This window comes from Collinsella sp. AF11-11, from assembly GCF_003465485.1.
In the GTDB taxonomy this organism is placed as follows: Bacteria; Actinomycetota; Coriobacteriia; order Coriobacteriales; family Coriobacteriaceae; genus Collinsella.
This window is the reverse complement of record NZ_QSAS01000004.1, coordinates 19534-42944: the sequence shown is the minus strand read 5'-3', so window position 1 is coordinate 42944 and position 23411 is coordinate 19534. Positions and strand designations below refer to the sequence as shown.

Here is a 23411-nt window from a genome sequence, read left to right as displayed (position 1 = left end):
GTAGCGCTATGAAGCAAACGCAGGCAACCCGCCGTCTGGGCGAGCAGCTTCGCGAGAAGCTCGGTTATATCCTGCTCTTTGAGGTTTCCGATCCGCGTCTCGACCTGGTTACTTTGACCGCGGTCGAGGTCGCGGTGGACCGTTCGTTCGCGCGTGTGTACGTGTCGTGCGATGCGAGCCGCTACGACGAGGTCATGGAGGCGCTCGCAAGCGCCAAGGGCCGTATTCGCAGCCTGTTGGCTCGCTCGCTCGATTGGCGTGTTACGCCCGAGCTCGATTTTCGCATCGATCGCTCGACCGATGAGGCCGAGCGCATCACGCGTGCGCTGGAAAACGTTCCCGCCACGCTTGCGATCGAAAAGGACGAGGACGGCTATCCGATAGCGGATGCCGCCCAGGAGGCAGCTTTAGATGACTAATTCCGCCGACCTCGCCTCGTGCGAGTCTGCAGATATTCAACGACGCATCCTCGAGCTTATCGAGGGTGCGTCCTCCATTGCGATTTCGGGACATACTTCTCCCGATGGCGATGCCTTGGGCTCCGTCTTGGGTCTGGGCCTTTCGCTCATGAAGTTTTTCCCCAACAAGGACATTGCGCTGCTGCTGGCAGACGATGACCCGGTTCCGCGCATCTACCGCTTTATGGAGGGTGCCGATCGCCTGGTGCCGGCATCTGCGTACACCGGCAATCCGGAGCTGTTCATCTCGGTGGACGTACCGGTCGTCGAGCGCCTGAACAACTCCGCCGAGGTGCTTCGTCGCTCCAAGCATGTGGTGTGCTTCGATCACCATCCGGCGCGCGAGGAGTTTGCCGAGCTCAGCCTGAGGCGCGTCGAAGCTGCAGCCTGCGCCATGATCATCGACCGCTTCTTGGACAATTGCGGCATTGTCGCACGTGATGGCGTTGCGACCTGCCTGCTGTGTGGCTTGGTTACCGATACCGGCCGTTTTCAGTACCAAAACGCCGATGCCGCCGCGTTCCATGCAGCCTCGCGTCTGGTTGCCCACGGTGCCGATCCGGCGCGTGTGGCACTCGAGGTTTACCAGAGCATGCGCGTTGAGTTTTTGCACCTCAAGTCCATCGTTATGGGCCGCATTAAGACGGTGGCCCACGGGCGCGTCGCGTATAGCTACGCGTACCAGAGTGATCTTGAGGCCTGCGGTGTCACCTCGGATGAGTGCGACGGTCTGGTTGACGTGGTGCGCTCGGTGATGGGCGTGGAGGTCTGCTTGTTCCTGAAGGGCATTGAGGGCGATACCAAGGTGCGCGGCAACCTGCGCTCCAAGGGTGACCTCAACGTGTCCGAGATCGCTGCTGCCTTTGGCGGAGGCGGACATCCCGCTGCCGCCGGTTTTTCCAACAACGGAACGATTCTCGAGACGCTCACCGTGGCACTTCCCATGCTGGCCGAACTGGTAGGGGAGGATCGCACTTCGGTGACCATCGAGCTTTAACTTTTTGGATGGTACATGGCTCGTCGTACACCTTCTCAACTGAATATGCTGCTCGCCGTCGATAAGCCGGTGGGCTGCACGTCCCACGATGTGGTTTCGCAATGCCGGCGCGCCCTCCATGAGCGGCGCGTCGGCCATGCCGGCACGCTCGACCCCATGGCATCGGGTGTCATGGTGGTGGGTGTGGGCCAGGCCACCCGTCTGCTGGGCATGCTAACCCTCGATACCAAAAGCTATGTCGCCGACATTTCGTTTGGCGCCGAGACCAATACCGATGATGCGGAGGGCGAGGCGGTCCGCACGGTGGCTGTTGCCAACGAGCTCCGCGATCCTGCCTATGCCCGTGAGCGCTTGGCCGCTATGCTGGGTCCGCAGATGCAGGTGCCGCCGGCGTTTTCGGCTATCTCGGTCAATGGCGTTCGCGCCTACAAGTCTGCTCGCGAGGGCAATGCGGTGGACCTACCTCCGCGCCCCGTCGAGGTCTATGCCGCCGGCCTGATCGCCGTGGGAGGCGAAGGTGATACGTGTGTGTGGACCGTGGCGTTCTCGGTGAGCAAGGGCACCTATATCCGTGCGCTCGCTCGCGACTTGGGCCGCGCCTGCGAGAGCGCCGCGCACATTTCCGCGCTGCGCCGCACGGCCTCCGGTGTTGTTTCCATTGGCGCCTGTCATGCGGTCGAGGAGCTTTCTCCCGAGTCCGCGCCTGGCTTTGCCCTGGATCCCATTGCGGCCCTGGGCGCCACGCGTGTTGACTTGCCGGGCAATCTTGCCGAAGACCTGCTCTGCGGCCGACGCATTCCCGTTGAGCGTGCGCTTGCCGATTTCGATGCTTCGAAAGCGCCGTTTGCGCTGGTGCTCGATGGGGGACTCAAGGCGCTCGCCCGCATCGAAAGTGGCCGCTTTGTCATGGAGCACGTGTTTCCGCAGGCAATCGGCGGTGTTCGATGATGTTGTCCGCTCGCGAGCTCGCGCGTATCTTTTTTGAAGGCGAGTCGGACGAGGCTCGCATCGTCACTGCCGATGCGTTTGATGAGTGCGAGCACTTGGGTGCTGCCTCGATCGCCATTGGCGTGTTCGATGGCGTTCACCGTGGACACCGGGAACTCATCGAAGCGCTTGTCCGTGATGCCCGTGCCCATGGCTGCAAGGCGGTCGTGGTCACTTTCGATCCCGATCCGGACGTTGTGGTGAGTCCTTCGCCCGCTCAAAAATTGATGACGACGGCCGACCGTCTACATGCCTTGGCTCAGACCGGGGTCGATGCGGTGGTGGCCGTTCCCTTTACGCCTGAGGTTGCGGCACTCGACCATGTTGCTTTTCTCTCGCTGGTGTCGCGTCTGGTCGACATTCGTTCGATTCGCGTTGGCAGCGACTTTAGGCTGGGTCGTGGCGGTGCTTCTGGTGTTGACGAGATGCGCACCTGGGGTGCCGAGCGCGGCGTTGACGTATACGGGCACGACCTGCTTTGCGAGGGCGGTGAGGCCATTTGCGCCACCCGCATTCGTCATGAGCTGGGACAGGGCCATGTGGAGCTTGCTGCTGAGTTGCTCGGCCGCCCGTATATGCTGCGTGGCGGTGTTATTCGTGGCCGTCACGAGGGTTCTGACATGGGCTTTCCCACGGCTAACCTGCAGGTTCCCGACGGCATTCAGGTGCCTGCCGATGGCGTGTATGAGGGCCTGGTGCTCGTTGATGACACCGTATGGCCTGCTGCCGTTAACGTCGGCCTGCCGCCGACGTATGCCGACGATGCCGCTTCATCGCATCTCGAGGCTAACTTAATTGGTTATACGGGCGACCTGTACGGCGCTTCCGTTTCGCTGGCGTTTACGCGCTGGCTGCGTCCCTCGCGTGTGTTCGATTCGCTGGATGAGTTGATTGCGACCGTCGAGGGTAATATCGAGGACATTCGTCACAACTTGGGTGAGCAGGGGGTGGGCATCCGTGATTAGCGATGAGGAAAAAGACCAGGTACGCGCTGCGTCCGACCTAGTTGCCATCGTGCAGGAAACGGTTGAGCTCAAGCCCCGCGGCCATGAGTTTTGGGGCTGCTGCCCCTTTCATGGCGAAAAGACTCCGTCCTTCCACATTATTCCCGCCACGCAGGTGTGGCATTGCTTTGGCTGCGGCGAGGGTGGCGACGTCTTCACCTATATCATGAAGCGCGAGAACCTGAGCTTTCCCGAGTCAATCCGTTATTTGGCCGATCGTGCAGGTATTGAGCTGCACGACACCGGAGATCGCCGCGAGCGCGGTACCAAGCGTGCCCGCATCTACGATCTGTGTGCCGAGACCGCCCAGTTCTACCACACCATGCTTATGCGCGGTAAGGATGGCCGTCCACGTGAGTACTTTGCCAGCCGCGGCATGGGTGGCGACGTCTGCCGCCGCTACTGCCTGGGCTTTGCGCCGGGTCGTAATATGCTGGTGGCTCATCTGTCGCAGGCGGGCTTTACTCCGCAGGAGATGATCGACGCCAACGTTGCCGTGAGTCGAGGGCGCGGGCAGCTTGCCGACCGCTTCTACGACCGCGTGATGTTCCCCATCTTTGACGAGCAGGGTCACAACATCGCCTTTGGCGGTCGCATCATGGGTGACGGCCAACCCAAGTACCTCAACACCGCCGAGACGAGCGTGTTTCATAAAAAGCGAAACCTCTACGGCTTTAATTGGGCCAAGGAGTTTATCGTCGCGCAGGATACCGCCATCGTGGTAGAGGGCTATACCGACTGCATCGCCTGTTGGGAGGCGGGGATTAAAAACGTTGTCGCTACGCTGGGCACCGCGCTCACGGAGCATCACGTCAAGACGCTCACCCGCTTTGCCAAGCGCATCGTGTATATGTTTGACGGCGATGCCGCGGGCCAGAAGGCCGCCCGTCGCGCGATTCAGTTTATCGAGCAGGATTCGATGGACCTGCGCTGCGTGGTGCTGCCTGACGGCAACGATCCCATGGAGTTCATCACGGCCCACGGCGGAGAGGAGCTGCAGAAACGCATTGACGCCGCCGAGCCGCTCATGGACTTCGTGTACCGTTCGCTGCAGGAGTCGAGCGACATCACCACGCCGGGCGGTCGCGCCAAGGCGCTGGAGGATGCGCTCACGCTCATCTATCCGCTTCGTGACAGCTATATGATCGATACGTACTTTATCCAGATTGCCGATCTGCTGGGTTTGGATTTGGAGACCGTGCGTGCGAGCTCGGGCCGTGTGTTTCGCGATGTCGCCAAGCGCGAGGATGCGGAACGACGTCGTGAGCAGAGCTTTGAGCGCCAGCGGGCACAGGCTGAGCGGTCCGGCGGGACGGGCAGTCGGGCGTCGAGTTCTCGCGATGCCGGTCGCGGCGCTTGGGCATCGGGCGCGACGCCGTCGGTGTCCGCGCCGGTCGAGGAAGAGCCGTACGACTACGTCCCACTCGATGCCTACGGTGCCGCGCCCGTGGAGGTCGTCGACGATCTGCCGCCAATCGATGTGCCTGATGGTATGGGTGCTGTGCCTGTGACTGATGGTTCGGGCGCTCCGGCTGCGGCGGCGCCGATGGTTCTTACTGATCTTGAGCGCAAGTCCTTGGCAGGGGAGCGCGAGCTGTTGACGATGCTCACGAGCTACCCCGACCTGTTCCGCACGTATGCCGACCGCATCTGCTCTATCGAGTGGGTTGACCCACGTCACGAGTCCATCGCATGGGCCGTTCTGGCAACGCCGCCGGGAACCGATCCTGCAGCCTGCATGGATGCGGCGCGCTCGGTCTGTCCCGAGGCGGCAACGCTTGTGAGTGCCGGGCGCATCTCCGCGACGAGCAAGCACCCCACCGAGACGAACATCGTGTTCATGCTCGATACGCTCGAGCTCTACACCATCAAGCGCCGCATGCGTGCCGCACAGGCCAAGCTGCGCCAGGACCGTTCGCTCGATGATGAGGCCCGTCGCGCGCTGACCGTGCAGGCCGCGCAGGATTCGCAGCGTCAACGCGAGCTGCAAAAGTCTATCGGCGGCGTGGCGGACCCGTTCCGTTTGATCGGCCTGGAGGCCGCAGGCACCGAACAGGCCTAGATGTTGTGGTCAACCAGCGTATTCTCGCCTATATCCAGTCCTCTTTTTGGGTATAGACGCCTATGTGTGTGCTAAAGTATTGAGTCCTGTGGACTATGAAGGGAGAATCTGTGCCAAAAAAGACTGAGAGCACGGGTACTGGGCTGGAATCCTACGTTGCAAAGCTCATGGGCAACGGCTCAAACAGGACTTCGGTAACCGAGGACGAGATTCAGGTCGCCCTGAAGGATATCGATGTTTCTGACGAGCAGCTCACCGCGGTGTATTCCGCGCTGCGCAACAGCGGCATCCAGATTATCTCCGCGAGCGGAAACGACGACGCCCCCATGGACGTCGACGATGACGATAACGATACCGATACTGACGATTTCGATGACGACGACGAGCACGATTCCGGCTCGCTCGACGATCACGAGCTCAAGATGGCCCGTCAGGCCGACGCCGAGATGGGTTCTTCCAAGAGCAAGAAGAAGCGCACCGTGCGCACGTCCCGTTCACGCTCCCGCGTGCGTGGCATCGATGCCTCCACGGTGATGCTGACCGGCGATCCGGTTCGTATGTACCTCAAGGAGATCGGCAAGGTCGACCTGCTGACCGCCTCCGAAGAGGTCGATTTGGCCATGAAGATCGAGGCCGGTCTCGAGGCCACCGAGAAACTCGAGGCCGCCGATGCCGGCGAGCTCGAGCTCACGCGTGCCGAGATGCGTCGTCTTACGCGCATTGAGAACGTCGGCCTCGAAGCTAAGCAGGCACTCATCAGCGCAAACCTGCGTCTGGTCGTCTCCATCGCCAAGCGTTATGTCGGCCGCGGCATGCTGTTCCTTGACCTGATCCAGGAGGGTAACCTCGGTCTGATTCGCGCCGTCGAGAAGTTCGACTACCAGAAGGGCTTCAAGTTCTCCACGTACGCCACGTGGTGGATCCGTCAGGCCATTACGCGCGCTATCGCCGACCAGGCCCGTACCATCCGTATTCCCGTGCATATGGTCGAGACTATCAACAAGCTCGTCCGCGTGCAGCGCCAGCTCCTTCAGGACCTGGGTCGCGACCCGACCCCCGAGGAGATCGGTGCCGAGATGGACATGAGCGCCGACCGCGTCCGCGAGATCCAGAAGATCTCGCAGGAGCCCGTGTCGCTTGAGACCCCCATCGGCGAGGAAGAGGATTCCCAGCTGGGCGACTTTATCGAGGACTCCCAGGCTATCGTTCCGCCCGATGCCGCCAGCTTCTCCATGCTGCAGGAGCAGCTCACTCAGGTGCTCGACTCGCTTGCCGATCGTGAGCGCAAGGTTATCGAGCTGCGCTTTGGCCTTGTCGACGGGCATCCCCGCACGCTCGAGGAGGTCGGTCGCGAGTTTGGCGTCACGCGCGAGCGTATCCGCCAGATCGAGTCCAAGACTTTGGCCAAGCTCCGCCACCCGAGCCGTTCGAGCAAGCTAAAGGACTATATCGAAAGCTAGTCAAGCAAGAGGCGCCCTCAAGCACATTCGCTTGGGGGCGCTTTCATGTAGTCATTGGGGACGTTCTTGAATGACTAGTCGTTTAAGAACGTTCCCAATGACTAGGGCGGAAAATTTCTTAAAAAAGTTCTTGCCCTGAGCTGATTCGTCCGTATAATAAATTTCGTTGCTTGAGAGCACGCACCTATTCCTCGGTAGCTCAATGGTAGAGCACGCGGCTGTTAACCGCGCTGTTGTAGGTTCGAGTCCTACCCGGGGAGCCAGAATTTCTCAGCCCATTACGCTGGGCTTTTTAATTCCTCGGTAGCTCAATGGTAGAGCACGCGGCTGTTAACCGCGCTGTTGTAGGTTCGAGTCCTACCCGGGGAGCCAGGTTGTAGAACCCGTCGCTTATGCGGCGGGTTTTTTCATGCCGCGACCACTTGACTCGAACGTTGCCATATCAACATTTCGTGTCGAGGATGTAATCCCGCGACCCACCACCTCAACATGGCGCGGTCGTTGTAGAATATTGCAATGATTGCTCCCACGACATGGTGCCGCGAGCACCAGATAAGGAGATTCTTGTGTCTGAGACCATTAACGGCAGCCTGAGCGTCTCGAACGACGTTATTGCCGATATTGCCGGTTATGCTGCGATGACGTGCTATGGCGTCGTCGGTATGGCTGAGCAGCTCCAAGGCGCCGAGAGCGTGCGCCTGCTTGCCGGTCAGCGCCTCCGCAAGGGCGTGCTTGTCTCCGCCGACGAGAACGGCCTTACGGTCGATCTTCACGTCGTGCTCGAGAACGGCGTCAACATGAAGTCCGTCTGCCACAATCTTTCGAGCTCCGTTGCCTTCACCCTGCAGGAGATCGCCCAGATCGATCCCGCCAGCCTTAAGATCGGCATTCACATCGACGCGCTCAAGAGCCGTCTGAACTAGCATCCGAAAACGGAGATTCAAATACCCATGATTGCAAAGACCATTCGCACCTGTTTTCCGATCGCTGCGGCTGCTGTTTCCGACAAGGCCGAGGAGATCAACAAGCTCAATGTCTTCCCCGTACCCGACGGCGACACCGGTACCAACATGTCGCTCACGCTCGCCTCGGTGACCAAGGAGCTTTCCGCCCTTCCCGCCGATGCCGATATGGAGGCCATCGCCGGCGCCATCACCCACGGCTCCCTGATGGGTGCCCGCGGCAACTCCGGCGTCATCACCTCTCAGATCTTGCGCGGCGTGGCCGAGGGTCTCGTCTCTGCTGATGAGCCCATCACGTCCGCCAACATCGCCTATGCGTTCCGCCGCGCCGTCAAGGTCGCCTTCCAGGCCGTCCGTAAGCCCATCGAGGGCACGATTCTCACGGTGCTGCGCGATGTCTCGACCAAGGCCGACGAGTGCGAAAAGAAGAAGTTCTCGGCCGAGGACGCGCTCGATGCCATCGTCGTCGAGGCCTACCAGTCCGTCGCTCGCACGCCCGACCTGCTGCCCGTTCTGAAGGAGAACGGCGTGGTCGACTCCGGCGCCTTTGGCTTTGCCATCTTCCTCGAGAACTTCGTAGCTGCCGCTCTTGGCCGCAGCACCGTTGTCGAGTATTTCTCCGCTACGTTTGACTCCGCCGGCTCTGCCCGTGATGCCGCTCTTGGCCGCGTTGAGATCGAGGCTAACGACGACTGGGAGGGCTCGGAATTCCGTTACTGCAATGAGTTCCTGTTTAAGGCCGACGCCCCGTTTGACGAGGACGAGTGCCTTAAGTTCCTGGGTTCCATGGGCGACTGTGAGCTGCTCGTGGGCGCATATCCCGACTACAAGATCCACGTGCACTCCAACACCCCGAACCTGGTGCTCGAGCACATGCTGCAGCTTGGCCAGATCTACGAGGTCTTTATCCACAACATGGAGATGGAGGCCCACGACCGTACCGCCAAGATCCACGAGGACCAGGAGAAGGCCGCCGAGCCCGCGAAGGCCCTGGGCTTTGTCGCCGTTGCCGCCGGTTCCGGCGAGGCAGACATCCTCAAGTCCCTCGGCGTTGACGTGATCGTGTCGGGTGGTCAGACTATGAACCCCTCGACTGCAGATCTGCTGGGCGCCGTTGACCAGGTCAACGCGACCTCGGTCATCATCCTGCCCAATAACGGTAACATCCGTATGGCTGCCGAGGCCGCTGCCTCCGCCTGCACCGACAAGAAGGTCGCCGTCGTTCCCACCAAGACCGTCCCGCAGGCCTTCTCCGCGCTGTTCGCGGTCCTGCCCGATTCCGAGCTCGAGGATGCCGTCGCCGCTATGGTCGACGCCATCAGCGAGGTCCGCGATGGCGAGGTCACCCGTGCCGTGCGCGATTCCAGCGCCTCCGACGGCTCGCCGATTCACTCCGGTGACGTCATGGGTATCATTGCCGGTTCCATTGACGTGGTCGGCTCCGATGTGAAGCAGGTCACGCTCGATTGCATCAACCGCATGCAGGAGGAAGAGGAGGGTGACGCGCTGACGATTCTGGCCGGCGAGGAGCTGTCCGATGAAGCCTTCCAGGAGATCGTCGACGCCATTGAGGAGGCTCAGCCCGATTTGGAGGTCGACGCCCATCGTGGCGAGCAGCCGCTCTATCCCGTGATCTTCTCGATCGAGTAGGCAACTGCCCATGTCCGAGCTGTGCTCCGTGCCGCGCGTCTCGGAGCGCTTTGCCCAGAGCAATGCGCTCGACGAGGATATCGCGCGACTCAAATATGTTTCGGGTAAACGTGAGGAGGCCCTTCGCCGTCTGGGTATTCGGACGGTGGGGGACCTCCTTCTCCATATCCCTCATCGATACCTCGACTTTACGCGCTCCTGGTCCATCGAGATGGCGCCCATTGGTACCGTGTGCACCATCATCGCCACGGTCGACCGTATCGTTCAAAAGAAGCCGCGTCCGCGCATGCAGGTGACCGAGGTCTCACTCGTTGATGAGACGGGCGTGCTGCAGGTCGCCTTTTTCCGTCAGCCTTGGATTGCCCAGCAGCTTAAGCAGGGCGACCGCCTGGCCGTGATGGGCAAGGTTGAGTTTGCCTACGGTTTTAAGCAGATGGCCTCGCCGCACTTTGAAAAGCTCGATGAGGGGCGTGCTGCGGGCACCATTTTGCCGGTCCATTATGTGAGTGACGGCGTGAGCCAGGCATGGATGCGCCGCATCGTAAGAGGCGCGCTCGAGGTCGTCGGCAATCCCTTCGACCCGATTCCCGCACGCTTGCGCGTTAAACGTCGCCTGATGAGCAATGCCCGTGCGCTTCGATCGATCCACTTTCCTTCGAGCATGGCTGAGCGCGATATCGCGCGCGCACGGCTTGCCTACGAGGAGTGCCTCTACCTGCAGCTGGCGCTGCGCCTGCGCAACGACGGCGGCCTGGTCGATGTGGTGCCCTATGCCCACGCCGCGGGCGAGCACCTGGCCGCGCTTAAGCAGGCCCTGCCGTTTTCGCTGAGCGACGAGCAGGAGGCCGCGTTCCAAGATATCCTGCGCGATATGTGCGATGGCGGGCGCGTGATGAACCGCCTGCTGCTGGGCGATGTCGGTACCGGCAAGACCGCTGTTGCCGCCTGCGCGCTGGCTGTGGCTGCCGATAGCGGCACGCAGGCCTGCGTTATGGCGCCCACGGGCGTGCTGGCGCGTCAATATGCCGATAAGACCGGCCCCTTGCTTTCGCAGGCTGGCATGACCTGGGCGCTCCTGACGGGCGCCACGCCGGCGGCCGAGCGCGAGCGGATCCATGCGCAGCTGGAATCGGGCGAGCTCGATGTCCTCTTTGGCACCCACGCGGTGCTTTCGGATAACGTTGCGTTCAAGCATCTGTCGCTCGTGGTCATCGATGAGCAGCACCGGTTTGGCGTCGGCCAACGCAACGCCCTGCGTGCGAAGGGCCCTGGTGCCGATCTGCTCGTTATGACGGCAACGCCCATCCCACGTACGCTGGCGCTTTCGGTCTACGGCGATCTGGACACGAGCATCATCCGCCATCGGCCCGTCCCTGGCGCTGGCGTGATGACACGCGTGCTTACCGAGTCGAGCCGCGACCTTGCCTATGGCGCCATCCGCGAGGCGCATGAAAAGGGTCAGCAGGCCTACGTGATTTGCCCGCTCGTGGAGCCGAGTGACTCGGTCGATGAGCTGGAAGACGTGCCCGGTATTGCCCGCGACGATGAGGGCCGCGTGACGGTTCCCGTGCCGCTGCACGATACGGCGACCGAGCTCGATCGCCTGCGTCTGGCGTTGCCGGGCCTTGCCATCGAGCGCCTTCACGGCCGTATGCCAGCGGGGGAGAAGGACCAGGTTATCGATGCCTTCAAGCGCGGCGAGATCGACGTGCTCGTCTCGACTACGGTGGTCGAGGTGGGCGTCGACGTGCCCAACGCCACCGTCATGGTCATCGAGAACGGTGAGCGCTTTGGCTTGGCGGCCCTGCACCAGCTGCGCGGCCGCGTGGGCCGCGGCAGCGTGTCGGGCACCTGCCTGGTCATGACGCACTCCAAGGGCAACGGCGGCGCTTCGGCGGCGCAAGAGCGTCTCCAGTCGCTCGAAAAGACCTCGGACGGCTTTACGCTCGCCCAGATGGACCTTCGTCTGCGCCACGAGGGCGAAATCCTGGGGTACCGCCAGCATGGCGGTGTGACTCTGCGCTTTGTCGACCTGGATGCCGACGAGGAGCTGATCGAGTGGGCCCATTTGGACGCGGTCGAGCTCTTGCGGTATGCTTGCAACCTTGACTCCGTGGCGACGCGCCCCCTGCGCGATGCGGTCGCCATGCGATATCGACACATTTTTAAGGAGGTCAGCGGAGGATGAGAATCATCGGCGGCGAATGGCGCGGTCGTAAGATCGAGGAGCCCCGTGGTCGCGATGTCACCCGCCCCACGACCGATCGCGTGCGCGAGGCATGCGCATCTATGGTCATGTCGGCATTCGACTTCGATCTGGACGAGGTCCGCGTGCTGGACGCTTTTGGCGGCTCCGGTGCCTTAGGGTTAGAGATGCTCTCACGTGGTGCCCGCTCACTCACGACGTTCGAGGTCGATCGGAATGCCGCGCGGCTCATTACCAAGAATATCGAGTCGCTCTGCCGTGACCGTGCGCGTTGGCGCGTGGTAACGGGCGACATGCTGGCGAGCGCCTCGCGCGGTCGTGTGCCGGGCGGCCCCTTTGATCTGGTCCTGCTCGACCCGCCCTATGCTTTTGGTGCCGAGCCGGTCGAGATACTGCTGCAGAACCTGGCTCAGCAGGGCCTGCTTGCACCTGGCGCTTATGCCCTGTTTGAGCATGCCGCCGCCGATGCGGGCGCGCATCCGGCAGGCTTTGAGATCGTGCGCGAGAAGCGCTACGGCATTACCTCGGTCGACCTGCTTCGTTGGGTCGGCGATGACGATAGTGAGGAAGATTGCGCCGGCACCGATGCTTACAACAACGATGCCATGACGGTTCAGGAGAACGCCCATGAGTGACACCATCAACCGCGTGATCGTCCCGGGCACCTTCGATCCCATCACGTTTGGCCATATCGACGTCATCCGCCGCGCCCGCCGCATCTTTCCCAGCGTGATCGTCGCTGTCGCCGAGTCGCAGGGTAAAAACGGTGTGGGCACCACGTTTATGCTCGATGAGCGCGTGGCGCTGGCTCGCGAGGCGCTCGGTGATATCGACGGCGTCGAGGTCCTGCCCTTTACCGGCCTCTTGGTCGACTTCGCTCGCGAGCAGGGGGCGGGGGCCGTGGTCAAGGGCCTGCGCGCCATGACCGACTTTGAGTACGAGCTGCAGCAGGCAGACCTCAACTATCGCTTGGATAACGAGTTGGAGTCCATCTTTGTCATGAGTGCGCCGCAGTACGGCTATATCTCGAGTTCGGTCGTTCGCCAGATCGCCTCGCTCGGCAGCGATGTATCGACGTTTGTCCCGCCCAACGTGGTCGAAGCGCTCAGACACCGCTTTTCGTGACGTTTTTTATTGCCTGGTGGCATGTGGTAAACTAGCACGATGATATGTTACCTATGAAAGGAGACTGGATGCCGGGCGAGAATTTTCCTGGCGATAGGATCGTCAGCTTGGTCGATGAGCTCGAAGGGCTGATCGAGGAAGCCAAGCCGCCTTTCGGCAAGAACGCTCAGTTCAAGGTCATCGACGCCGACGTGTTCTTCAACATCCTCGACGAGATCCGCATGAGCTATCCCGAGGAGTGGCAGAAGTCCCGCCGTATCCTTAAGGAGCGCGAGGAGCTTATGGCTTCCGCCGCCGCTCAGGCCGATTCCATCATCGCCGACGCTCAGCAGCAGGCCCTCACCATTGCCGGTGAGCAGGAGATCGTCCGCTTGGCACAGCAGCAGGCCGACGACATCCGCGATCGTGCCCAGCAGTACGAGCGCGAGACGCGTTATGCTGCCGAGGACTACGCAGAGCAGGTCTTTACGCACCTGGAGGAGAACCTCAAGAGCCTGACCGGCACCGTTACCCGTTGCCGTCAGCAGCTCAACGAGGGTGCCGCCCAACAGAATGGTCAGTGGTAATGGCTGAGTTCCCGAGCGTTACCGTCGATCTTTCTGAGCAGCTCGAGTTTCCTGGTGATTCGTATCCGCTGACCGGCAAGGTCGATGTTGCCACCTACACGGTGGGCGAGAAGGAGTACCAGCTACAGGACGGCATCGACTACGACGTTGTCTTTACCAATGCCGGTACCGGTGTCTTGCTCACGGGCATGGTCCGCGCGCACGCCACCGGCGAGTGCGACCGTTGCCTGGAGCCCGCCTCGTTTGATATCGCTGGCGAGATCGAGGAGTTCTACCTCTTCGAGGAGCCCGAGGATCCCGAGGCCTACGAGGACGGCTACGAGCTCCTGGGTGAGGACCGCATCGTCGATCTGGGTGAGCCCATCAACGACGCGGTCGTCATGGACACGCCGTTTGTCGTTCTGTGCAAGCCCGATTGCCGCGGCCTGTGCCCCACTTGCGGTTGCAATCTCAACGTCGAGCAATGCGATTGCGCCGCCCAGGCAGAGGCAGAATGGGCCGCTGCCACGGAAAATCCATTTGCAGCATTGAAGAATCTCAAGCTCGACGAGTAAAACTGTGGTAGTATCGCTACTTGCGCGTAATCGCCACACTGGATAGTTCATAAGGAAGGTCACTATGCCCGTACCTAAACAAAAGCAGGGTCGTATCCGCACTCACACCCGTCGTTCCGCCAACATGAAGATCTCGGCTGCGGCTCAGTCCACGTGCCCTCGTTGCGGCGCTGTCAAGCTTCCGCACCACGTGTGCCCCAGCTGCGGTTTCTACAAGGACCGCGAGGTTATCGTTACCGAGTAACGGTATACTCTGGATGCGATGCCGTTCCAAATGGAACCACAATGGCCGGCTCAATGAGTCGGCCATTTTTGTATAAGGAGTATGTATATGAGTAACGTTCGCGTTTGTGTAGACGTTGTGGGCGGAGACGAGAAACCTCAGGTTGTTCTCGATGGTATCGAGGCTGCGCTTGCCGCCGATCCCGATATCGAGGTCCTGGCAGTCGGTCCCGCCGAAATCGTCAATCCCTTTGCCGCGGCCCATGCGCGTGTGGAGGCTCTGGAAGCCCCTGACATTATCGCCATGGATGACGATCCCATTCGCGCCGTGATGACCAAGCGCAAGTCCTCGATCGTGCTTGCCTGCCGCGCCATCAAAAAGGGCAACGCGGACGCGTTTTTCTCCGCCGGCTCCACCGGCGCCATGACCGCTGCCGCGACCGCCTACGTCACACCGTTTAGATATATGGCCGAAGGCAAGAAGCAGCCGGTGCGCCCCTGTTTGACCAATACGCTGCCCAATCGTGCCGGCGGCCTGACGGTGCTGTGCGACATGGGCGCCAACCCCGATGTCGAGGTGGACGACATGGTGCGTTTTGCCCAGATGGGTAGCGCTTATGCCCGCGTTGTCCTGGGCATCGAGCATCCTCGCGTGGGCTTGCTTGCCAATGGCACCGAGGACGAGAAGGGCTCCAACTTTACCAAGGCGTGCTTCCCGGCCATGAAAGCCGCCGTTCCCGGCTTTGTGGGTAACTGCGAGGGAACGGACATCACCTCCGGTAACTTCGATGTCGTCGTTGCCGATGGCATGTCGGGCAATATTGCGCTCAAGGCCACCGAGGGTGCTGCCAAGTTCTTGCTGCAGGAACTCAAGGGCGTCTTTATGTCTTCGCTTGGCACCAAGATCGCCGCGCTGCTCATTAAAAAGCAGATGCGCGAGATAAAGGCCAAGCTTTCGGGCGACGCCAAGGGCGGCGCGATTCTTTTGGGCTTGCGCGGCGTGGTCCTGATCGGCCATGGCGCCACCTCGGTCGAGGCTGTTAAAAACGGTACGCTCGCGGCGGCCGAAGCCGTGCGCGCAGGGCTGGTCGAGAACGTTGCCAACTCCATGGACGGCATCGTTTTGTAAGAGCGAGTTAGAGCGCTGTTATGTGCCTCGCGGCCTGCTTCGTGGGGTAGAATCAGAACCGTGTCTTGGTACCGCCCGGGCGGTACCATTCTTTTGGTATTCATGCACTATGAGAGGAAGCGCTATGGACCGCTCCGAAATCTTCGACAAGATCGCCGAGGTCGCTGCTGACGTTCTGGGCGTCGATGTTGCCGAAATTAGCGATGAGACCACCTTTGACGACCTCGATGCCAACTCGCTCGAGCGCCTGCAACTGGTTACGGCTATCGAGGACGAGTTCAATCTCGAGATCGATGACGAGACCCTGCTCTCGCTCAACTCTGTCGCCGACGCCGTCGACGCGATCGAAAACGCCAGGGAGGCTTAGGTCTTGGCTTTATCCGAACGACTTACGCGCGCCCAGGAGATTCTGGGCCACGAGTTCAATGACAAGGTGCTGCTGCGCGCGGCCCTTACGCATCCTTCGGCCGTCGAAGGCCAGCCAGTCTCGGCAAGCTACGAGCGCCTTGAGTTCTTGGGTGATTCCATTTTGGGCGCCGTTGTCGCACGCTCCCTGTTTGTGACCTATCCGGAGTTTGACGAGGGCAAGCTCACGCGCCTGAAGGTGTCCCTTGTCTCGGGCGCCACGCTGTCCGAGGTGTCGCACGAGCTGGGTATCGATGACATCATCATCTTTGGTGCCTCCGAGACCGGTACCGGCGCGCGCGGCCTGCACTCGGCGCTCGAGAACGTCTACGAGTCGCTCGTGGGCGCGCTGTATCTGGACGCCGGCTGGGATGCCGCGGCGGAGTTTATCCACCGTACGCTCAAGCCGCATTTGGCTTCCGAGCGTGCCGAGCATCCTGCAAACCCCAAGTCGTTTTTGCAGGAGTGCGTGCAGGCCGACGGCCACGAGCCTCCCGCGTACAAGCTGGTCGGCTCCGAGGGCCCTGCGCATGCGCCCACCTTTACCGCCGTGGTGTTGATCGATGGTATTCGCCAGGGTCGCGGCTCCGGCTCCTCAAAGAAGGAAGCCGAGGGAGCCGCTGCACTCGAGGCACTTGACCGCATGGGCTACACCACCAACGGCGTGATTCTCAACAAGAAGCCTGTTTAAGCGAGGAACCGTGTATCTCAAGTCCCTCACGCTCAAAGGGTTCAAGTCGTTTGCCGACCGCGCCCATATGACGTTTGAGCCGGGCCTGACCGTCATCGTCGGTCCCAACGGCTCGGGAAAATCGAACATCTCTGACTCGATTCTGTGGGTCCTGGGCGAGCAGAGCGCCAAGCAGCTGCGCGGCCAGGCCATGGAGGATGTCATCTTCTCGGGCTCGTCAGCGCGCAAGCCGGTGGGTGTCGCCGAGGTCACGCTGGTGCTCGATAACTCGGACCATATGCTGCCCGTCGACTTTGACGAGGTCGCCATCACCCGTCGTATGTATCGCTCGGGCGAAAGCGAGTACCTCATCAACTCGAGTCCGTGCCGCCTGATGGACATTCAGGACATCCTGCACGATTCGGGTCTGGGTAAGGATACGCATTCCATCATCAGCCAGGGCAAGCTCGACGCCATTTTGCAGAGCCGCCCCGAGGAGCGCCGTGCCCTCATCGAGGAGGCTGCCGGCATCTCCAAGCACAAGCGCCGCAAGGAGCGTGCGCTCAAAAAGATTAAGTCGATGGACGAGCACTTGACGCGTGCCCGCGACATCAATAAGGAAATCGCCCGTCAGCTGCGACCCCTGGAGCGTCAGGTCGATCGCGCGCGCAAGTACAAAGAGCTTTCCTCGCGCGCGAACGAGCTTACGCAGATGCTAGCCGTCGACGAGCTGCGTTCGCTGCAGTCGCAGTGGAACGACCTGGAGAGCCGCTCCAAGGAAGGTGCCGCCGAGCTGGAGCTTGCGCAGTACCGCTTGGGCGAAAAGGAACGCGAGCTCGAGAAGCTCCAGGTCATGCTCGAGGAAAAGGGCCTGTTTGTGGGCGATCTGGGCGAGCAGCGCCGCCATATGCAAGACGTGGTCGGCCGCATTAACTCCGATATGCGCCTGCTCGAGGAAAAGGGCCACAACATGGTGTCGCGCCTGTCCGACATGCGCGGCCAGATCTCGAGCTCCGAGCATCAGCGTCGTCGCGTGGTAGAGGAGCTCGAGGACGCGCGTGCGCAGCTTGAGGAAGTGACCGGCGCGCACATGCAGGCCCAGGAGGACGTTGACGCCGCTGGTCCTGCCGCCGCTCAGCTCCACGAGCGGCGCGTGGCGCTCGACAATCAGATTTCGCAGCTTACGCGTGAGCAACGCGATGTGCAGCGTGTGGCCGATAACGCGGCGCTCGAACTCGCCAAGGTGAAGGACTCGCTGAGCAACGCCGAGGTCGAGGACAACATGTACGCCTCACGCCTGGAGCAGATCGACGAGCAGCTCGAGGAAGTCACGGCCTCACTCGAGAGCCGTCGCGACCGCGCTGAGGAGCTCGACAGTGCACTTGATCAGGCCCGTCAAGCCCAGATTGATGCTCGCGAGGCTACCGAGGTCGCCCGTGCAGCCCTTAAGGACCTGCGTGCCCGCGAGAGCGAGGCGCGCAACAAACTGTCCGAGGTGCGCTCGGAGCTTGCCAGCCAAAAGAAGCTCGATGCCCGCATGGCTGACAGCTCGCCGCTGGTGAGCCGTCTGATGGGTGCGCTGGGCGACGATGTCTCGGGTCGTCTGGGCGACGTGCTCGAGGCCCCGCGTGAGCTTGAGGGCCTGGTTGAGCAATTGCTCGCCGGCGATATCGATGCGCTGCTGTTCGACGATGCGTCCGCGCTTGAGCGTGCCGGTCGTGCCGCTCTGGACCAGAAGAAGGCCTCGGGCGAGGCGCTGCTGGTCGCGCGCGGTGTGAGCGCCTCTGCTGCCGCTAAGGGCGCTGCCGGTTCCCGCCTGGTCGATTGCCTGTCCGTGCGTGCGGGCTACGGTCCGGTCGTCGAGGCACTGCTCGGCGGCTATTACGTTGTCGATGACTTGGCTGCCGCACTGGCCGCGCCCGTCGTTGACGGTGTGACCTACGTGACGCCCGATGGCGCCCGCGTGAGCTGTGGTGGCCTGGTGCGTGTGGGGCTCGATGCCGGCGAGGCTTCGGGTGCCTTGGAGCGCAAGCGCCGCATCCGTGAGCTCGAGGGCTTGGAGCCCGATCTGGCTGCTATCTTTGAGCATGTTTCGGACCAAGTCGTTGAGGCCAACGTCGCCGTCGAGGAGGCCCGTGCCGCCGAGGGCGATGCCGCTGGCGAGATCGCCCGTCTTGAGGGCGAGCGTCGCTCCCTGTTGTCCGAGATCGGCCGTCTGGAGCAAAGCGCCAACAATGGCGAAGTCGAGCGCGTGCGTATTTCCAAGCGCCGCGAGCAGGCTGCCGAGGCCGTTCGTGCCGCACGCCCGCGCGTGGATGAACTTACCCGTTCGCGTGACGAGGCCCGTGCGCAGGCGAGCGACTTAGGCTTGCAGATTGCCGAGGCCAATGACGAGCTCGACCGCGTGCGCCGTGACGATTCCGAGGCCGCCGGTAAGCTCGCCGACGCTAAGGTACGCCTGGCTCAGACGAGCGAGCGCCTGCGTTCGCTGAAGGGCCGCGTGCCCGATCTTGAGCATCGTATGGAGGGTATCGACCGTCGTATCCGCGGGACGCGTCAGGCCTCGCGCTCGCTCGAGCTGCTGCGCCTTCGCGTCGATCCCATGCACGAGCGCTATTCGGCCCTGCTGGAGCGCGCGTCGGATTGGGCTGCGCGCCTGCGCGACCAGGCGTCGCTCGAGGAGGCGGACTCGGCCTCGCTCAAGAAGACCATCGAGGACGCCAAGACCGAGGTCGCCCGCGCCAAAGAGCGGGTCGATGTTGCCGCCACGACGCAAAATGAGTTCAAGGTGGCGCGCGGCAAGCTCGAGGTACAGGTCGAGGCTGCCATCAAGGCCATCACCGCCGATGGCACCACGGTGCTCGAGGAAGCGCTCATGCTTCCTGCGCCTACCGACCGCGACGCCGCCGAGCGCGAGCTCAACCAGCTCGTGCGCCAGATCAACAACCTGGGCCCTGTGAACCAAGTCGCCATGGAGGAGTACGAGCAGCTCAAGCGCCGTGCCGATTACATCGAGGAGCAACTTGCCGATCTGGAGAGCGCGCGCAAGGCGCTTACCAAGATCACCGTGGCGATCGATCGCAAGATGCGCAAGGCGTTCCTAGTGACGTTTGAGAAGGTTGATGCGAACTTCCGCGAGATCTTCGCCATGCTCTTCCCGGGCGGCCAGGCACATTTGGAGATGACCGACCCCGAGCATCCGGCCGAGACGGGCATCGAGGTCGTGGCGCAGCCGCGCGGCAAGCGCATCACCAAGATGATGCTCATGTCGGGCGGCGAGAAGAGCCTGACGGCGCTCGCCCTGCTCTTTGCCGTATACCGTACGCGCACGGTGCCGTTCTATGTGCTGGACGAGGTCGAGGCGGCACTCGACGACGCCAACCTGTCCAAGCTCATCGGCGCCCTCGATGTGCTGCGTTCCGATACGCAGCTCTTGGTAATCTCGCATCAGCGCCGTACTATGGAGGATGCTGACGTTCTCTATGGCGTCTCGATGCAAGCCGACGGCGTCAGTCGCGTCGTCTCGCAAAAACTCGATCGCGAAACCGGAAAGGTCGTGAATGCATAATGGGATTCTTTGATGCACTCTCGCGCGGACTTGAGCGCAGCCGCGAGGCCCTCAACGAGGTCTTCTACTTTGGCGGCGAGGTCGACGAGGATTTTTGGGAGGATCTTGAGGACACCCTCGTCATGGGTGACATGGGTGCCGAGGTCGCCATTCAGGTCTCCGATGACCTGCGCGACGCCGCGGCCAAGAAGAACCTCAAGACCGCCCCGCAGCTTCGCCGCGCCCTGGCCGAGCAGCTCGAGGGCCATTTTGTGCCTGTTGAGCGCGATCCGTTTTCCGATACGCCGAGCTGTGTGCTGTTTGTCGGCATCAACGGCGCCGGCAAGACCACCACGGTCGGCAAGATTGCAAGCGCCATGGCCGCCCGCGGCAAGAACGTGGTGATCGGTTCGGCCGACACCTTCCGCGCCGCCGCCATCGAGCAGCTCGATGTGTGGGGCCAGCGTGCCGGCGTACCGGTTATCAAGCGTGACCGCGGCTCCGATCCGGCGAGCGTGTGCTATGACGTGCTCGACGAGGCCGATAAGCGCGGCAGCGACCTGGTGCTCATCGATACCGCCGGCCGTCTGCACACGAGCCCCGAGCTCATGCGCGAGCTCGCCAAGGTGGTCAACGTGACGCGTAAGCGCGCCGCCAATATGGCCGCCGGCCCCATGCCCGTCTCGGTCGTGCTTGTAATCGATGCCGCCACTGGCCAGAACGGTCTGAACCAGGCGCTCGAGTTTAACGAGGCGCTGGGCCTGGACGGTATTATCATGACTAAGCTCGACGGCACGGCTAAGGGCGGTATCGCCATGGCCGTGGCCGAGAAGCTCAAGCTCCCGATCCTGCGCATCGGCGTGGGCGAGCAGGTCGATGACCTGCAGGAGTTTAACGCCAAAGATTTCTGCCGCGCCCTGGTGGGCGAGTCCAACTAAGGAGTAACCAGTGTTTGATTCCCTGAGCGATCGCCTCAACGACACATTTGACCGCCTGCGCGGCAAGGGTAAGCTGACCGAGGCCGATATTACTTCGGCCATGCGCGATATTCGCATGGCACTGCTCGAGGCCGACGTTAACTTTAAGGTCGTCAAGGAGTTCGTCGCCAAGACCAAGGAGCGCTGCATGACCGCCGAGGTCATGGAGTCGCTGTCGCCGGCGCAAAACGTCGTCAAGATCGTGCTCGACGAGCTCACCGAGATGCTTGGCTCAACCGAGAGCAAGCTCGTCTTTAGCAACCGCATTCCCAATGTCATCATGCTCGTGGGCCTGCAGGGCTCCGGTAAGACCACGGCGGCCGTGAAACTGGCCTACCTGCTCAAGAAGCAGGGCCGCTCGCCGCTGCTCGCCGCGTGCGACGTCTACCGTCCCGCCGCTGCCGACCAGCTGGCCACGCTCGGTGGCGAGATCGGCGTGCCGGTCTTCCGCGGTGACGGAGCGCACCCGATCGACATCGCAAAGGGCGCCATCCAGGAGGCCGTCGACCACCTGCGTGACGTGGTCATCGTCGATACCGCCGGTCGTCTTCAGATCGACGAGCAGATGATGCAGGAGGCGGTCGACATCAAGAAGGCCGTCAAGCCCGACCAGGTGCTGATGGTCGTCGATGCCATGACCGGCCAGGACATCGTCAACGTCGTCTCGACCTTCGCCGAGCGCACTGACTTTGACGGCGTGATCATCTCCAAGCTCGACGGTGACGCCCGTGGCGGCGGCGCACTTTCGGTGCGCCAGGTGACCGGCAAGCCCATCAAGTTCGTGAGCATGGGCGAGAAGCCCGACTCGCTTGAGCCGTTTTACCCGGACCGCATGGCCAAGCGCATCTTGGGTATGGGCGATGTCGTCGGCATCATCGAGAAGGCCCAGGAGGCCGCCGATGCCGAGCAGCTCGAGGCTGCCGAGCGTATGCTGCGCGAGGGCTTCACCATGAACGATATGCTCGACCAGATGAAGGCCGTCAAGAAGATGGGCGGCATGAAGGGCATTCTGGGCATGCTCCCCGGTGGTCAGCGTGCACTCAACCAGATGGGCGGCAACCTGGACGAGGGCATCTTCGATAAGAACGAGGCCATCATCATGTCGATGACCAAGGAGGAGCGCCTGCGCCCCTCTATCATCAACGGCCAGCGCCGCGCCCGCATTGCCAAGGGAGCCGGCGTAACCCCCACCGAGGTCAACAGCCTTATGAAGCAGTGGGGCGAGATGAATAAGATGATGGGCCGCATGCGCACAATGGCCAATCAGGCGCAGGCCGGCGGCAAAAAGGGAAAAAAGGGAAAGAAGGGCAAGAAGATACGCATGCCCAATATCCCTGGCCTGGACGCTATGGGTCTGGGCGGCATGGGCGGCCTGGGTACGGGCGGTCCCAAGTCCGATATGGAGCTGCTGCGCCAGATGGAAGCGCAGATGCGTAATAACAAATAGAGCTGTAATTCCAGCTTGATATGGCAAAGGCCACTCGGAAGCTACCGGGTGGCCTTTGTTGTTGGCTTTGATTGTTGGGTTGCGTTCAGCGTCGCGCCCCGAGGTCGCGTGTCGTGCCGTTAGTGGCAGCTGCAACCCTCGTGACCCTCGTGCTCGTGGTGGCCGTGGCAGCCGCAGGAATCGCCATGCTCGTGGGTGTGCTCGTGGTCGTGGCCGTGGCAACTGCACGTGGCCTCGCCGTTCTGTGCGAGCGTGCCGGCGATAAGGGCCTTGACGCAAGCGTCGCAGCTGCCTTGGGCACCTGCGTATACCGTGATGCCGGCTTGGGCAAGCGCGTTGATAGCGCCACCGCCGATGCCGCCGCAGATGAGCGTGTCCACGCCGCCGTTGGCGAGCAGGCCCGCAAGGGCACCGTGGCCGGTGCCGCCGGTGCCCACGACCTGCTCGTTGAGCACCTTGCCGTCCTGAATGTCGTAGATCTTGAACTGCTCACTGCGGCCAAAGTGCATAAAGATGTTGCCGTTGTCATACGTGGTTGCCACTCTCATGGTACCGATCTCCTTTGCTGGCCATACGGCCGTCGTTGTGGTGATGGGGGAGTACGCGATATTGCCGCCTTCGATGATGAGCGCCCGACCATTGACCAACGCGTTTGCCACCTTGCGATGCGCTCGGCTGCAAATAGCCGCCACCGTGGCACGGGCAATGCCCATGTGCTGTGCGGCTGCCTCTTGGTTAAGGCCTTCCAGGTCGCACAGCCGCAGGACTTCGAGCTCGTCGACCGTCATATCGATGGCGTTTCCGCTGGCAAGGCCGTCGGGGGTGAAGCCGCGGTATTCGGGGATGATCCCGACGCGGCGCAGTTTCTCGCGTCTTCCTGCCATGTGCACTCCTTATCTGATATATGTCAACAATAGAATAACGCGTGTGCTCCGCAGAGCAAGGTATTTTTGGCATATGTCAGAAAATGAGGGCTTATGTTT

21 protein-coding genes and 2 tRNA genes are annotated in these 23411 nt (G+C 61.9%); 22 read left to right on the top strand and 1 reads right to left on the bottom strand.

What is annotated here, in order from left to right; genetic code table 11:
- The first annotated feature begins 8 nt into the window (after positions 1–8).
- The 22 genes from rbfA to ffh all read left to right on the top strand — a co-directional run bounded on the left by rbfA (position 9) and on the right by ffh (position 22428).
- Complete coding sequence (rbfA, locus tag DWV58_RS04270) at positions 9–419, top strand: 30S ribosome-binding factor RbfA (protein WP_006234038.1); 411 nt, start codon at positions 9–11, stop codon at positions 417–419.
- Entirely contained in the window at positions 412–1455 is a 1044-nt protein-coding gene (locus DWV58_RS04265) for a bifunctional oligoribonuclease/PAP phosphatase NrnA (RefSeq protein WP_117776300.1), read from the top strand. Before rbfA ends, DWV58_RS04265 begins: the two co-directional genes overlap by 8 nt.
- 15 nt (positions 1456–1470) lie before the next feature.
- Positions 1471–2403: a tRNA pseudouridine(55) synthase TruB gene (gene truB, locus DWV58_RS04260; protein ID WP_117635119.1), complete on the top strand. Its 933-nt coding sequence runs from the start codon at positions 1471–1473 to the stop codon at positions 2401–2403.
- A complete protein-coding gene (ribF, locus tag DWV58_RS04255) occupies positions 2400–3407 on the top strand; it encodes a riboflavin biosynthesis protein RibF (RefSeq protein WP_233540502.1) in 1008 nt (335 codons plus the stop codon). Before truB ends, ribF begins: the two co-directional genes overlap by 4 nt.
- Positions 3400–5508, top strand: a complete 2109-nt coding sequence (gene dnaG, locus DWV58_RS04250; RefSeq protein WP_117776299.1) for a DNA primase — start codon at positions 3400–3402, stop codon at positions 5506–5508. The genes ribF and dnaG overlap by 8 nt, the downstream gene beginning before the upstream one ends.
- A gap of 110 nt (positions 5509–5618) precedes the next feature.
- On the top strand, positions 5619–6968 hold the full coding sequence (gene rpoD / locus DWV58_RS04245; RefSeq protein WP_055286388.1) for an RNA polymerase sigma factor RpoD: 1350 nt from the start codon (positions 5619–5621) through the stop codon (positions 6966–6968).
- A gap of 188 nt (positions 6969–7156) precedes the next feature.
- Positions 7157–7231, top strand: a tRNA-Asn gene (locus DWV58_RS04240).
- Positions 7232–7265: 34 nt separating this feature from the next.
- Positions 7266–7340: transfer RNA gene (locus DWV58_RS04235), tRNA-Asn, on the top strand.
- 161 nt (positions 7341–7501) lie between these two features.
- Positions 7502–7891 (top strand): Asp23/Gls24 family envelope stress response protein, encoded by a 390-nt coding sequence (locus DWV58_RS04230; RefSeq protein WP_187361832.1) that lies wholly within the window; start codon positions 7502–7504, stop codon positions 7889–7891.
- A gap of 27 nt (positions 7892–7918) precedes the next feature.
- Positions 7919–9580, top strand: a complete 1662-nt coding sequence (locus tag DWV58_RS04225) for a DAK2 domain-containing protein (RefSeq protein ID WP_117776298.1) — start codon at positions 7919–7921, stop codon at positions 9578–9580.
- A gap of 10 nt (positions 9581–9590) precedes the next feature.
- Entirely contained in the window at positions 9591–11768 is a 2178-nt protein-coding gene (gene recG, locus DWV58_RS04220; protein ID WP_117776297.1) for an ATP-dependent DNA helicase RecG, read from the top strand.
- Positions 11765–12421, top strand: coding sequence for a 16S rRNA (guanine(966)-N(2))-methyltransferase RsmD (gene rsmD, locus DWV58_RS04215; RefSeq protein ID WP_117776296.1), 657 nt, complete (start codon positions 11765–11767; stop codon positions 12419–12421). The genes recG and rsmD overlap by 4 nt, the downstream gene beginning before the upstream one ends.
- The gene (coaD, locus tag DWV58_RS04210) at positions 12414–12911 is read left to right on the top strand and encodes a pantetheine-phosphate adenylyltransferase (RefSeq protein WP_117716044.1); all 498 of its coding nucleotides are present in this window, start codon (positions 12414–12416) and stop codon (positions 12909–12911) included. The genes rsmD and coaD overlap by 8 nt, the downstream gene beginning before the upstream one ends.
- Positions 12912–12979: 68 nt before the next feature.
- Positions 12980–13477: an ATPase gene (locus DWV58_RS04205; protein ID WP_040358176.1), complete on the top strand. Its 498-nt coding sequence runs from the start codon at positions 12980–12982 to the stop codon at positions 13475–13477.
- A complete protein-coding gene (locus tag DWV58_RS04200) occupies positions 13477–14031 on the top strand; it encodes a DUF177 domain-containing protein (RefSeq protein WP_055309521.1) in 555 nt (184 codons plus the stop codon). Before DWV58_RS04205 ends, DWV58_RS04200 begins: the two co-directional genes overlap by 1 nt.
- A 64-nt stretch (positions 14032–14095) precedes the next feature.
- Positions 14096–14275 (top strand): 50S ribosomal protein L32, encoded by a 180-nt coding sequence (gene rpmF, locus DWV58_RS04195; RefSeq protein WP_022094017.1) that lies wholly within the window; start codon positions 14096–14098, stop codon positions 14273–14275.
- An 87-nt stretch (positions 14276–14362) separates the two neighbouring features.
- On the top strand, positions 14363–15382 hold the full coding sequence (gene plsX / locus DWV58_RS04190) for a phosphate acyltransferase PlsX (protein ID WP_117776295.1): 1020 nt from the start codon (positions 14363–14365) through the stop codon (positions 15380–15382).
- 124 nt (positions 15383–15506) lie between these two features.
- On the top strand, positions 15507–15749 hold the full coding sequence (locus tag DWV58_RS04185) for an acyl carrier protein (protein ID WP_055309519.1): 243 nt from the start codon (positions 15507–15509) through the stop codon (positions 15747–15749).
- Positions 15750–15752: 3 nt separating this feature from the next.
- A complete protein-coding gene (gene rnc, locus DWV58_RS04180; protein WP_117776294.1) occupies positions 15753–16478 on the top strand; it encodes a ribonuclease III in 726 nt (241 codons plus the stop codon).
- A 10-nt stretch (positions 16479–16488) separates the two neighbouring features.
- Positions 16489–20025: a chromosome segregation protein SMC gene (gene smc / locus DWV58_RS04175; protein ID WP_117776293.1), complete on the top strand. Its 3537-nt coding sequence runs from the start codon at positions 16489–16491 to the stop codon at positions 20023–20025.
- Positions 20025–20942, top strand: a complete 918-nt coding sequence (gene ftsY, locus DWV58_RS04170; protein WP_117564147.1) for a signal recognition particle-docking protein FtsY — start codon at positions 20025–20027, stop codon at positions 20940–20942. Before smc ends, ftsY begins: the two co-directional genes overlap by 1 nt.
- 10 nt (positions 20943–20952) lie before the next feature.
- Positions 20953–22428, top strand: coding sequence for a signal recognition particle protein (ffh, locus tag DWV58_RS04165; protein WP_117776292.1), 1476 nt, complete (start codon positions 20953–20955; stop codon positions 22426–22428).
- A gap of 119 nt (positions 22429–22547) precedes the next feature.
- Here ffh and DWV58_RS04160 read toward each other — a convergent pair whose 3' ends face one another.
- Positions 22548–23312, bottom strand: coding sequence for a DUF134 domain-containing protein (locus DWV58_RS04160; RefSeq protein ID WP_117776291.1), 765 nt, complete (start codon positions 23310–23312; stop codon positions 22548–22550).
- Between the last annotated feature and the right edge of the window lie 99 nt (positions 23313–23411).

Coding starts and splice junctions, on each gene's coding strand:
- rbfA (WP_006234038.1), top strand. CDS start 9: ATGAAGCAAACGCAGGCAACCCGCCGTCTGGGCGAGCAGCTTCGCGAG.
- DWV58_RS04265 (WP_117776300.1), top strand. CDS start 412: ATGACTAATTCCGCCGACCTCGCCTCGTGCGAGTCTGCAGATATTCAA.
- truB (WP_117635119.1), top strand. CDS start 1,471: ATGGCTCGTCGTACACCTTCTCAACTGAATATGCTGCTCGCCGTCGAT.
- ribF (WP_233540502.1), top strand. CDS start 2,400: ATGATGTTGTCCGCTCGCGAGCTCGCGCGTATCTTTTTTGAAGGCGAG.
- DWV58_RS04230 (WP_187361832.1), top strand. CDS start 7,502: ATGGTGCCGCGAGCACCAGATAAGGAGATTCTTGTGTCTGAGACCATT.
- DWV58_RS04225 (WP_117776298.1), top strand. CDS start 7,919: ATGATTGCAAAGACCATTCGCACCTGTTTTCCGATCGCTGCGGCTGCT.
- recG (WP_117776297.1), top strand. CDS start 9,591: ATGTCCGAGCTGTGCTCCGTGCCGCGCGTCTCGGAGCGCTTTGCCCAG.
- rsmD (WP_117776296.1), top strand. CDS start 11,765: ATGAGAATCATCGGCGGCGAATGGCGCGGTCGTAAGATCGAGGAGCCC.
- coaD (WP_117716044.1), top strand. CDS start 12,414: ATGAGTGACACCATCAACCGCGTGATCGTCCCGGGCACCTTCGATCCC.
- DWV58_RS04205 (WP_040358176.1), top strand. CDS start 12,980: ATGCCGGGCGAGAATTTTCCTGGCGATAGGATCGTCAGCTTGGTCGAT.
- DWV58_RS04200 (WP_055309521.1), top strand. CDS start 13,477: ATGGCTGAGTTCCCGAGCGTTACCGTCGATCTTTCTGAGCAGCTCGAG.
- rpmF (WP_022094017.1), top strand. CDS start 14,096: ATGCCCGTACCTAAACAAAAGCAGGGTCGTATCCGCACTCACACCCGT.
- plsX (WP_117776295.1), top strand. CDS start 14,363: ATGAGTAACGTTCGCGTTTGTGTAGACGTTGTGGGCGGAGACGAGAAA.
- DWV58_RS04185 (WP_055309519.1), top strand. CDS start 15,507: ATGGACCGCTCCGAAATCTTCGACAAGATCGCCGAGGTCGCTGCTGAC.
- ftsY (WP_117564147.1), top strand. CDS start 20,025: ATGGGATTCTTTGATGCACTCTCGCGCGGACTTGAGCGCAGCCGCGAG.
- DWV58_RS04160 (WP_117776291.1), bottom strand. CDS start 23,312: ATGGCAGGAAGACGCGAGAAACTGCGCCGCGTCGGGATCATCCCCGAA.